Origin of the sequence: Chamaesiphon sp. OTE_75_metabat_556, assembly GCF_031378165.1 — a bacterium.
Taxonomy (GTDB): Bacteria; Cyanobacteriota; Cyanobacteriia; order Cyanobacteriales; family Chamaesiphonaceae; genus Chamaesiphon.
In genome coordinates this window covers 1-11,659 of sequence record NZ_JANNDR010000562.1, presented here as the reverse complement: position 1 = coordinate 11,659, position 11,659 = coordinate 1, and the positions used below count along the sequence as shown (strand labels likewise).

Here is an 11,659-nt window from a genome sequence, read left to right as displayed (position 1 = left end):
GGGGGGACTGGGCGACCGACAGCTAAATTAGTTGTCAAAACAACAAACTGCTGGCAATTTTGCAACAGTCTGTCAGCCTGTAGCCGCAATCCCTTGCCCCAGTCAAACAACTGAAATATTTATTACTTCAGTAAGACTTTTGCCGCAGCAGCAACACCAGCACCAGGGATACCGCCAGTATGACCGAGTTCGACGATCGTCGCTTCGAGGGCAGCAATCGCCGTGAGGATGTCGCGATCGCAGACAAAGCCGAGATGACCGATTCTAAATATTTTACCTTTGAGGCTATCCTGACCGCCAGCCAGGACGATATCAAACTTCTTCTTCATCAGACTCCGAATTTGTTCGGCATCCACTGTTGTCGGTGCTACAGCCGTGATGGCCGGACTGCCATGTCCTTCTGGTGCGTAAAGTGGTAAACCCATCGCCGTCGCAGCCGCACGGGTGGCTTGCATGTGGCGGTGGTGACGTGCAAAAATATTTGCCAAGCCCTCCGCCTGCATCATCTTCAGTGCTGCTTGGAGGGCAAAAATCAAGTTGACTGGTGGGGTAAATGGGGTCGTATTTTTGGCGGCATCTTTGCTGTACTTACCCAAATCCATGTAGAAGCGAGGCAATTTGGCGACTTTATAGGCTTCCCAGGCTTTGGGACTGACCGTGACAAACCCCAACCCTGGTGGGATCATAAATCCTTTCTGAGAGCCAGAACACACCACATCCAAACCCCACTCATCGATCGGCACGTTGACTGCGCCCAAGCTGGTGACTGCATCGACGATCGTCAGCGCACCATGAGCTTTGACATGCCTCACGATCGTTTCTAGGTCATTGATCACCCCAGTGGAAGTCTCGCTATGAGTGACGATAACACCTTTAATAGTTTTGGTCGCATCGGCTTCGAGAGCGGCCTTGACGGCGTTGGGGTCGATCGGTTGTCCCCAGGGAGCGGTAACCGTCTGGACATCTAGCGCAAAAGCTTGAGCTACTTGCGCCCACCGTTCGCCAAACTTACCATTGTGTACGACCAACACGCGATCGCCAGGGCTAAAGAAGTTAATAATTCCCGCTTCCATCGCCCCCGTACCAGAAACGGTCAACATCAGGACATCGTTTTGAGTTTGGTGCAACCATTTGAGATTGGCAGTAACTTCGGTCATGATCTGGCTAAATTCGCCGCTCCGATGTCCAATTGGGTGTTTGGCTAGTGCCAACAACACATTTTCTGGCACTGGCGTAGGGCCAGGAATCATTAACATTAATTTATTTTCCACGATCTTGATCCCATGATGAATAATAGCTAAACTGCCGATCGGACACAGACTCTTGCTGAAGCGCGAGCGTCTCATGAGAATTTGCAGAATGTCAATTTTAGCTCAAGACTATGTGCGGCGGATAGAGTGTCCGTCAGATCTGCTGCGGACTGGCTGAAGATGGGGGATGAATCGCGCTGTTGAACGCCAACCCGATCGGATGGAGACTACAATTGGGAAACATCGCGATCAGCAGTGTCCAGATCCAATTTTGCTAGGTAATATCTCTATGCTAACTAAGATTGGGTTTTTTAGTCTACTGGCGGGGGTATGGCAAAGTTCGATTCAGACAACCAGAACCGATAGTGTCAGAGGAGATTGGCCGATCTGATGGTTAAATTGAGAACATAGAGATCGATCGAGATGCGTAGATCCATCAGGTCTGTTTTGAGTATATTATGGCATCATGTTAATGGTATCTAGTGCTAACCTTCGATCGCAAAAATGTTATGACAAATAATCTTATTCCCTATGATTGTGGTGATGACGATGTAATTGCCTTTGGGGAGGCAATGTTTCGTTCTGGTAAGCTCAAAAAGGCGATCGGTCAATCTTTTGATGGTTCGGTTGGTAGAGCGATCGATCAGAAGCTACGACAGCATGGTTTAGAGATTCCGATTCGGATGATCGGTTCGACCCGATTGGCCAACGAACATTGTCAATGGTTCGATGAAGGTATTAGTTGCGAAATCCTCGATCTGGCCACCCGCCGCTGGTGCAAAGGTAAAGTTCGAGTACAAGTGTCGGTAGAATTTTTAGTGGAAGATTCAGACGAAAAAATGTTATTACCTGGCGATCGGGAACGCGAAGATGCTGCTGGTGATGAATATGTTAATAGTGAATATGTCTTCACCGGTATTCATCATAACGGCCAATAAAAATTATCGATTAGCAATGAAAAATAGCTATTTCACTCCCCACTTCAATAAATTGCCAAAGTTCTAGCAGCTAGACACCCAAGTTCTGATCGGAATTTGGGTGTTCAGATTTAATTGCGATCGTTAATTTACGGACGATTGTTTCTCCAAGTTAAGAACGATCTAATCTTGTTAACTGTGCTAGAAGTACTTGGCAAATTATCTATTTGCAGTGAATTTTTGATAAGCCAGTGACGATGACAAATTTGCAAATGTCTAAATCTAAATACTCGTAAGAACGAGTTGGCGATAACGATCGACTCAAGGCGATCTCATCGCATCACTACGCCATTATCGGTATCGATGCTCGCAAATTAGCCTGCCCCTAATCACTACTAAATTTCAGGCATGATGCATCTTACCAAGATCGATTCGATCGTTGCCATCTGTCGATTCTAGATATTGGTATTTATCTATGATATTATTTGAAAAATATTAGTTGTTACAGTAAAAAATCGATATTGTTGGACTGGTTAGCTGTAGTTACTTGAAGCAAATAATTCGATAACTACATCATCTGGTGGTACAAGTATGTCGATCGATAGACCATATTATTCTATATATCTAAGTATTCTGTTTTTATAAACCTAACGCAGAATTAAACCATAACTTATAACTCGAATGCAAGTTCTTCATATTATTACGGATTTTAATGACGGCGGTGCTCAAGCTGTTTTGTACCGATTCATTATTGCCGACAAACAAAATACTCATCAGGTCATTTCCCTCATGAGTATTGGTTGGTATGGAGAGCAAGTAGTGAAATTAGGAATTCCGGTACACTCTCTCGATATGCCCAAGAGTAGATTGACTTGGCAAGGCGTCACCAAACTATATCGACTGATTCAGGAAATCGATCCAGATGCGATCCAAACCTGGATGTACCATAGCGATCTGCTCGGTAGTGCGATCGCCAGATTGGCAGGCCAGAAAGCGATCGTCTGGGGGATTCATAATTCCGACCTCGATCCGGCGCAAACGGCCTTTACCACTCGCGCGATCGTTCGCCTGTGCGCCTTGATATCGGGCATGGTTCCTCGCAAAATTATCAGTTGTTCGGAAGAAGGCGTGCGAGTTCATAGCGCACTTGGTTATCAGCTTCAGAAAATGGTGACGATTCCCAATGGCTATGATGTCAGCGAGTTTGCCCCAAACCTCGCCGATCGCCAAAATCTGCGCCAGCAATGGCAAATTCTCGATGGGACGACTTTATTTGGGATGGTCGCCCGTTGGAATCCCCAAAAAGATCACGCCAATCTGATTGCCGCTTTAGCGCATCTTCAGACCCAAACCCAATCGCCTTGGCACTGCGTGCTGATCGGCTCGAAGCTCAGTGCTGACAATCAAATTTTAGTCGAATTACTCGATCGCCATCAAGTTAGCGATCGAGTCACTTTGCTAGGCATTCGTACGGATATTCCCGCCGTGATGAATGCCTTGGATCTGCACGTCCTGTCTAGTGCTTATGGCGAAGCCTTCCCCAATGTTGTGGCAGAGGCGATGGCGTGTCAGACACCTTGTATCGTTACTGCCGTCGGCGATGCTGCCTTGATTGTTGGGGACACTGGTTGGGTAGTACCGCCTAGCGATGCCGTACAGTTGGGCGAAGCGATGGCAAGTGCGATCGCGCAAATGTCCGATCGACCGGGATGGCAAGAGCGGCAGGCCCGCTGCCGACAGCGCATTGAAATGAATTTCAGCGTCCAGACGATGGTAGCCAAATATAATGATGTTTGGGAACGCGCGCTAGTCGATGGCTAGAGATCGACCAGCTAGCTGGGATGTACCAATAATAAGCAGGGCTTAGAATCTCCCATCTTGAATCGAGTTGAGATACTGTCAACTGCTAATAATCGAATAATCTGAGATATTCGCTGACAGCGCGCTCGCTGGAAAAATATAGCCCGCGCTCGATCGAATGCGCTCGATCCATTGGCGTCTCTAAGGTCTGAAGCATCGCCGTTGCCAAAGCTGGGGAATTTTCGATCGGCACCAACAGCCCATACTTGCCAGCAGCCAAGATTTCTTGAGGCCCTGAAGGGCAATCTGTCGATACCACCGCGCAACCACAAGCCATCGCTTCGATCAAGACTGTCGGCAATCCTTCCCAGCGCGATGACAGCACGAAGGTCGCCGCATGTGCCATATAAGCATAAGGATTGGCATCAAAACCAGGTAAGGAAACATCTTCAGTAATCCCCAGTGTCGCGATCTCAGCTTCGAGCGCGCTGCGGGTTTCACCTTCACCCAAAATTATCAGGCGGGCGGGTCGGTGCTGGCGAACGATCGCAAACGCGCGAATCAAGTTGGCGAAATCTTTCTGGGGGGTCAATCTGCCGACAGCCACAAAGACGGGCGGGCTGTCTGGTGCAAACCAGGGATGTGCTAAGGGGGCTTGAGCTTTGGCCTTTAATTGGCGATCGACAACTGGATTGTAAACGGTTTTCACCGTTCCTGGCTCAAATCCCAGTACTGAATCCAGATCTGATGCAACCCCCTGGGACACGCCGACGATCGCATCCGCACGGGGGTAGAGCCATTTCATTAGCAGGGGCAAAAATTTACTCCGCTGTAATTTCGATTTACTCGCTGAGAGAGTATCGTGTTCTACCACCACTAATTTGGTCTTGCTCCGCGCCAATTCCTTGGCGAGGATCGCGGCGACATTCGCATGATTCATGTGCGACAGTAGTGCCACTGGCTGAGTTTCCTTTAAATAACCTGCCAAGGACGGAATCGCCTTCATCACTCTGGCTGTACCCAAATTCACCAGCCGCACGCGATCGGGTACTTGGTCTAAATATGGCCCCGCCGTATCGGCAACGACTAGATCCAGCGGGATATCTAGTTCGAGCATCCCTGCGAGCAAATTGAGGGCAACTCTTTCCGCACCGCCACCGGCAAGGGTCGGTAAAAAGAAAGCGATTCGGCGTTCGGACATGTGCGATTGTTCCTCGATGACTTGATTAATTTATAGTGCCCAGATCTAGCTCATTTGCGATCGTCCAGACTGCTCGGCAATCGAATGCCACAATTGTCAATGTGCGGTTGGCTGAAATTATTCGATTTCTTTATTTACTGGCAGTTGTCGATCGGTTGGGATCGGATCGCTTTGAGCGGTGGATATCGATTTCAGATTGCGGAGCACAAAAAACAGCAAAAAGAAAAATGAAAACATGTACACAAAACTCGTCGATAGCGCAATCCCCGCCACTCCTAGCCACTGCATGAAGAAATAATTTAAACCAATATTGATCGCCAGATTAAAGGCCGAGCCAACGATCAGAATCTGGTTGGTGCGCATCGCCGAAATCAACCGTACTATCAACATACAGCCAATATAAAAGGGGATCTGGAGTGCGAAACAACTTTGGATTTGCGCGACTATCTGCGTATCATTGGCATTAAATGAACCTCTTTGTAAAAGTGTCTGCACGATCGGTTCCGAACCTAAAATAATTAAGATAGTGAGTGGCACACTAGCCGCAAAGATCAGGAGGAGGTAGTGCCGAAATGAGTTACGAATACCCGACCAATCATTACTCGCCACCATTTTGGAAAAATAGGGCATCACCGCCGTACTCAGTGCCGTACTCGCAATAATAATTGGTAAGGTCACAAGCCGATTGCCATAACTCAGGGCGGCGACACTTCCGGCTGGCAACATGGCTGCCATTGACTGATCGACCAAGGAAGTACTGCACATTAAAAATGACCCCACAATTGCTGGGGCATATTCACGAGCTACTTCGTTGAGGTCGGTATTAAATCCATGCCATTGCGGGCGCAGTGAAAAACCCTGTTGCTTGAGGACGATGCCGACGATCGTCATTTCGATCAGTTGACCGCCAACCATCCCCGTCACGAGATTGAATACGCCCCAAGACTGAAATCCAAATAAGAGTATGACTGTGACGATCGGCGTAATCATCGGCACTAGTGCCACTAGTGCAAATTTCTCACCAGCATTGAGCACTGCACCCCAAATACTACCAATCCCAGTGAGGATTAGCATCGGTGAGATCGCCCACAAGAGCCGATATGTCAGTGCTAACTTTTCGGCACTGAAGCCGTTGGTCAGTAATGGTAAATAGAGCGGCACGCTTGCCAACATGATCGCGGTGGTAAGCACCAGCAAGCCAATACTCCACAAAGAGGCACCCGCAAATAGTTTTTGCGCCGATTTTGCACCTTCTTTCTCTCTGACCTTGATATAAGTCGGAATTAGTGCCGAATTGAATGAGCCAGCAATAATATTGAGTAAAAAAGATGGAATAGTTAATGCGATTAAGAAGGCATCTAATTCACTAGCGGTACCAAAGATATTGGCAACAAATAGCTCTTTAATAACAGCTAATAGTTTAGCTAAGATCGTCCCGAATCCGACCACAATCATCGCGATCAGAATTCGACTATTGACCGAGCCACTCCCGACTTTTTTCCATAAACTGGTGATTTTTTGCAGTCGATCGATTTTCATTTTATTGTCTGCTGATGCGGAGCTTGGTAGATGATTGATGGCAAAAAGCGATCGGGTGAAATCGAAAGGAGTAGCAGCAATGGTCGCGAGCGATCTCGATCCACGAGTATCTCTAAATTCTAGATTTTTCACATCCTCAGATTCAGTACTTGGCGATCGAGAATCTAGAAGAATAAGACTTAATTGATGATAGATAGTTCCTGTTAGACAACTAGCTAATCGCGTTTTTGAGAGACGATCCTTTGGTTGCGGACTGGCGGTAAAAATGCGGGAGCGATCGATGGTGACGGTGCCGTGTTGAAATTACGATTTGTATATTTCAAGTACCATTTTTGATTGGTATTCATCGCCGCCAACAAGGCGAAGCTCGATAACGTAAAGCGTTCTGCTAAAACCTCATGGCTGAATAATCCCCACAGACTCACAAACACCCCAAAACAGATCAAAATTGTCTGCTCTTCCCCACGATTGCGATAGACAACGGCAAAGATCGCTCCTGGCAGAAATAGCACTCCCAAAATGCCATGATCGGCCATGTAATAAAGATACATATTGTGGGTGGAGACTTCCGAAACCATCCACTTCCGAGTCGATGCCAATCCGTTCCCCCAAAACGGACGATTGCCAAACATCAGCCAACCACCAGCCGCCACCGCTTGCCGCTCCATTGCCGAATCTTCTTTGAGCGAGGGGTTTTGGAATTCTTCTAGCCGATTAACAATATCCCAGTTTGCCCCAGTCGGGTCGCCTTTAAAATAGTCGGTCAATGCCTGAAGCGGATTGAGCGATGCTAACAGGATAATAAAAATTACGATTGGTGCGAGAACTTTCCGGCGCTGGTCGCAGACGACACGACCGATGATGAGTAGCAATGTGCAAATTACCCAGCCGAGAATAGCTCCTCTCGAAAATGTCGCCATAATCCCCACGCCAGCTACCAGTAGAATAATCCATCGATAGGGCTTTTTGACGATCGTGATGCTCAATAACATTGTCAGCATCAGCGCACAGCCTGCCTTATTGGGATCGATATAAAATCCGGCTGGACGACCGACGTTTAACTCTGAAAACATTTTGGGGCTAAATAACTCCAGCATGTTATTACAAACATTCATGAACAAGACAAACAAAGCTGTACATTTGACCTGATTTACCGATCGCTGCTGAAAGATGATATACATCAGCGCAATAAATAAAGCAGCCAAAACTTTAGAGCGGAAATCTGTAAATGAGATTTCATCCGCGCTGACCGTCATCAAGGATAGGAGTGCAATACCTACATAGAAGAGCATCCAAGCGATCAATGGCTTGGGAATAGTTGCTAATTTTTTATAAAATGGTAACGCCAACACTGCAAATGCGATAATCCAGCTTAAGGGATTGATCGGTACGATCGGGGCTGCTAGTAACCAGTCCGGGAAATCAGAAAAGAATAAAAAAGCAGTGATAATTGACAAAACATATTGATACCGATCTAAGAATATCTTTGTCTTATTTCTCGGTTCGGCAAATTGCTCGATTAACTTGGATGACATAGTATATATAAATAATTAATCTGATCGCTTCTGCTTAAAAAATATTACTTGAAGAATACAATAAATTAGCAATTTTCAAAAGACGAACATCCGATTTTAACAATATTTAGAATTAATTTTGGGGGAGAGTTATTTGATATTACCTGCTATCTTAGCCGATCTATTGTGCTACTAACATCAGCTAAACTATCTAATCAAAATGGTTAAAAGCCGGATTCTGTCGTGATCGAGAATGCTAGTCGATCGATCGCGCAGTTATTTTGAGTAGCTAGGCGCAACTTAATTTTGAGTTGGACGATCGAGATCGATTGGAGATCGATCTCGATCATCGAGAGGAGATCGAACGTTGTTTTGACGAAACACATACACTAATCATGCCCCATCCGAGCCAGAAACTAACTAGATCGATGCTGCTGGCGGCGATCGATGGCCGCTCAGTCCGCAGGAGTCGATCAAGTTAGTGGTTGCGAGCTGACAACTATCCGTTGCTCATGCCTCTATGCGTAATCCTAACCAGCAAGATACTCTATAGTTATCGACTAAAAGTAATTACCAAACATGAATCGTTATACTTCCTGCCTGTGGACGATCGGTTGTATTTGTACGATCCTGATTGGTTGCATGAGTAATGAAAATCGATCGGAGACAGCTTTATCTGCCAAAGAAGATCAAGCTGTCCAGCAGATCGACAAGCTGATGCCGATCGCTACTAAACCGTCGGCAAGTGCCAAGCCAAGCCTCACCTACACACCAACTACATCTGAATTCCCCAATCCAGAGCGGGGCTTTCATGGCAACATTGAATTAATGAGCGGTCGCAACTTTAGCTACGTTCGGCGGGATGGTCACAGCTTAGCTAGATCTTATATTCGCCTAGATGAATATCGCAACCGTCCCTTACCTCCAGTATTTTTAGCCCAATTAAATCGCCAATTGCAACTAGTGCGGGCAGCCAAAATTAAGGTTGTGATCCGATTTGGTTATAACTTCCCCACTGGGAACGATAACATCGAGAAATCTCCAGATGCCAGTCTCGCGCTGACGATCGCCCACATCAATCAACTCAAGCCCATTCTCTATCAAAATGCTGATGTAATTGCGGTTTTACAGGGGGGGTTTATCGGTGCGTGGGGAGAGTGGCATAGTTCTGGCAATGGACTTGCCAAGCCCCAGCCGAAAGCCAAAATTTTAGCAGCACTGCTAGCGGCGACACCCACCAGTCGCATGGTGCAACTGCGCTATCCTGATGATATTCGGACTAACTACCCCCAAGCACTCACTCTGAGCGATGCCTTTAGTGGTAAGCGGCAAGCTCGGGTCGGCTTTCATAACGACTGCTTTTTAGCTAACCAAGCCGATGCTGGGACTTATGAACCCGATCGATCGGCACTAGCAAACTACGCTAGCAAAATGACTCCATTTGTGGCTGTTGGTGGCGAAACTTGTCAGGTTACTCCCACCGAACATCGGAGTGATTGCCCCACCGCAGAAGTAGATTTAGCTAGATTTCATTGGAGTTATCTGAATGCCGGTTTCTACACGCCCGATCTCGATCGCTGGCGGCAAGAAGGCTGTTACGAGCGCATCGCCCGCAATTTGGGCTACCGTTTGCAATTGGTGCGATCGAGTTTTCCTACCCAAGTACAACGCACCCAGGATTTAAGGGGCAATTTTGCCATCACAAATGTTGGGTACGCCGGTCCTTATAACCCTCGTGGCTTAGAATTAATTTTGCGCCATCAGCAGACAGGTAAAATCTATCGCATCCCGATCCTCAAACCACTAAGCAAAACTCACGACCCTCGCTTTTGGCTGCCGCAAGTCGGCGAAATTACTGTCGATATTCGCGCGAAAGTGCCGCGAGCTGCCGAGCCAGGAGTCTATGAGCTGCTATTGAATCTCCCCGATCCGATGCCCAAACTGGCTAACCAGCCAGAATATGCGATTCGCTTGGCAAATGACAAAACTTGGGAAGCCAAAACTGGATTTAACTCGCTTCGCCGCACGGTACGGTTGCTCAAATAGTCGATCGATGATTTGAGTCTAATGCGCGAGCTGACAATCGCCAATCAGAAAAATTATTGAGAACGGCAGTAATAAGTTAGATCTAAAATTTGCCAAAAGTCTGTTGTCTCTCAATCCGCTAATTGCCAAAAAGCTTTGCTGATACTGGTAAGTAGCAAGATTGAGTGAGGTAGATCGATCCTCAGATCTTGTCAGCTAATAAATAACTTTCTCATTGAGTGAGATCTAATTACAATTGTGGGCACTATTAGTATAGTTAGTGCCTACAATTGTGATGTGTTTGCCCCAAAAGTCGGATGAGTCCAGTATTTTGCTGCCCAACGATCTTTTTGTGACAGACGGAAGCGTACGTACGCATCTATAATTGACGCGCGATCTCAAGTTGTTAGTCAAATTGGACTCATGAAAGTTACTTTGGTTATTTATGGACTAGGCGGGGGCGGTGCAGAACGCGTGATGTCGATTCTGGCTAATTACTGGGTCGAGCAGGGATGGGAAGTAACTTTGATGATGTTAGTCGATTCCACTCAGTCGTGTTTTTATACATTAGATCCGCGCATTCAGGTCAAGTCAATGGGGCTAGCAAAAAACTCAGGTAATTGGTTCGCGGCAATCTATCATACCGGGCAGCGAGTGACACGCTTGCGACGGGAAATTATGGCCGATCGACCCGATGTCGTTATCAGTTTCATGAATTCGGTGAATGTCTATAATATCCTAGCTTGCTGGCATCTCGATATTCCGACAATTGTCAGCGAACATACTTATCCTGGGGCTACAGATGCCAATAAAATCTGGCAACTCCTAATGAAATGGTCTTATCGCTATGCCGATGCGATCGCGGTCTTAACTCAAAATGCCGTGCCTTTTTACCCAGCCACACAGGGATATCGGACAATCGTCATGCCCAATCCCGTCCTCACCCCGCCACCCGCAGTCGCGACAGAGCGATTACTCCCCACTCCCAGCTTGCTCGCTGTGGGGAGACTCGATTCGCGCAAAGGTTTCGATCTACTGCTGAAAGCTTTCCATCAAATTCATGCTCGGCACCCCGATTGGCAATTAACAATTTTGGGCGAGGGTGCAATCCGTGCGGAACTAGAAGATTTACGATCGCAATTACAATTAACCGACTGCGTGCATTTACCTGGTGCAGTCTCAAATGTGTCGGACTATCTCCGTCAAGCCGATTTATTTGTGATGTCATCGCGCGTTGAAGGCTTTCCGATGGCTCTATGCGAAGCAATGGCTTGTGGTTTGCCCTCGCTAGCTACCGATTGCCTGAGCGGCCCTCGCGATATTATCGAAGATGGCGTCAATGGTCTATTGGTGGCAACAGAAAATGTAGAGGCACTGGCCGCAGGATTGGATGCGTTGATGTCCGATCCTGCC

Annotated in this window: 10 protein-coding genes; 5 read left to right on the top strand and 5 right to left on the bottom strand. The window is 47.1% G+C overall.

Going from position 1 to position 11,659, the window contains the following annotated elements:
- Positions 1-122 precede the first annotated feature (122 nt).
- A complete protein-coding gene (locus RMO27_RS22010; protein WP_309736610.1) occupies positions 123-1,271 on the bottom strand; it encodes an alanine--glyoxylate aminotransferase family protein in 1,149 nt (382 codons plus the stop codon).
- 166 nt (positions 1,272-1,437) lie between these two features.
- On the opposite strand from RMO27_RS22010, the gene RMO27_RS22005 reads away from it, so the two are divergent.
- The 3 genes from RMO27_RS22005 (at position 1,438) to RMO27_RS21995 (ending at position 3,988) form a co-directional block, all read left to right on the top strand.
- Positions 1,438-1,641, top strand: coding sequence for a hypothetical protein (locus tag RMO27_RS22005; RefSeq protein ID WP_309736609.1), 204 nt, complete (start codon positions 1,438-1,440; stop codon positions 1,639-1,641).
- 118 nt (positions 1,642-1,759) lie between these two features.
- Complete coding sequence (locus RMO27_RS22000) at positions 1,760-2,188, top strand: KGK domain-containing protein (RefSeq protein ID WP_309736608.1); 429 nt, start codon at positions 1,760-1,762, stop codon at positions 2,186-2,188.
- 660 nt (positions 2,189-2,848) lie between these two features.
- Positions 2,849-3,988, top strand: coding sequence for a glycosyltransferase (locus tag RMO27_RS21995; protein ID WP_309736607.1), 1,140 nt, complete (start codon positions 2,849-2,851; stop codon positions 3,986-3,988).
- 85 nt (positions 3,989-4,073) lie between these two features.
- Here RMO27_RS21995 and RMO27_RS21990 read toward each other — a convergent pair whose 3' ends face one another.
- From RMO27_RS21990 to RMO27_RS21975, 4 genes are all read right to left on the bottom strand, one after another.
- Positions 4,074-5,168 carry a glycosyltransferase gene (locus tag RMO27_RS21990; protein WP_309736605.1) on the bottom strand — a complete coding sequence of 365 codons (1,095 nt, stop codon included), beginning with the start codon at positions 5,166-5,168 and terminating at the stop codon, positions 4,074-4,076.
- A 117-nt stretch (positions 5,169-5,285) separates the two neighbouring features.
- Entirely contained in the window at positions 5,286-6,839 is a 1,554-nt protein-coding gene (gene murJ / locus RMO27_RS21985; RefSeq protein ID WP_309736604.1) for a lipid II flippase MurJ, read from the bottom strand.
- Between the two features lie 83 nt (positions 6,840-6,922).
- On the bottom strand, positions 6,923-8,242 hold the full coding sequence (locus RMO27_RS21980; RefSeq protein ID WP_309736602.1) for an O-antigen ligase family protein: 1,320 nt from the start codon (positions 8,240-8,242) through the stop codon (positions 6,923-6,925).
- Between the two features lie 203 nt (positions 8,243-8,445).
- Positions 8,446-8,607, bottom strand: a complete 162-nt coding sequence (locus RMO27_RS21975) for a hypothetical protein (protein ID WP_309736600.1) — start codon at positions 8,605-8,607, stop codon at positions 8,446-8,448.
- 193 nt (positions 8,608-8,800) lie between these two features.
- Between RMO27_RS21975 and RMO27_RS21970 the strand changes: the two genes are divergently transcribed.
- Together RMO27_RS21970 and RMO27_RS21965 are read left to right on the top strand one after the other, a co-directional pair.
- Positions 8,801-10,267 (top strand): DUF4832 domain-containing protein, encoded by a 1,467-nt coding sequence (locus RMO27_RS21970; protein WP_309736599.1) that lies wholly within the window; start codon positions 8,801-8,803, stop codon positions 10,265-10,267.
- Between the two features lie 402 nt (positions 10,268-10,669).
- On the top strand, positions 10,670-11,659 hold a 990-nt coding region (locus RMO27_RS21965; RefSeq protein WP_309736597.1), incomplete at its 3' end, for a glycosyltransferase family 4 protein.

Excerpts from the sequence above, each read along its gene's own strand:
- RMO27_RS22005 (WP_309736609.1), top strand. The coding sequence starts at position 1,438 with ATGAATCGCGCTGTTGAACGCCAACCCGATCGGATGGAGACTACAATT.
- RMO27_RS22000 (WP_309736608.1), top strand. The coding sequence starts at position 1,760 with ATGACAAATAATCTTATTCCCTATGATTGTGGTGATGACGATGTAATT.
- RMO27_RS21995 (WP_309736607.1), top strand. The coding sequence starts at position 2,849 with ATGCAAGTTCTTCATATTATTACGGATTTTAATGACGGCGGTGCTCAA.
- RMO27_RS21990 (WP_309736605.1), bottom strand. The coding sequence starts at position 5,168 with ATGTCCGAACGCCGAATCGCTTTCTTTTTACCGACCCTTGCCGGTGGC.
- RMO27_RS21980 (WP_309736602.1), bottom strand. The coding sequence starts at position 8,242 with ATGTCATCCAAGTTAATCGAGCAATTTGCCGAACCGAGAAATAAGACA.
- RMO27_RS21975 (WP_309736600.1), bottom strand. The coding sequence starts at position 8,607 with ATGTGTTTCGTCAAAACAACGTTCGATCTCCTCTCGATGATCGAGATC.
- RMO27_RS21970 (WP_309736599.1), top strand. The coding sequence starts at position 8,801 with ATGAATCGTTATACTTCCTGCCTGTGGACGATCGGTTGTATTTGTACG.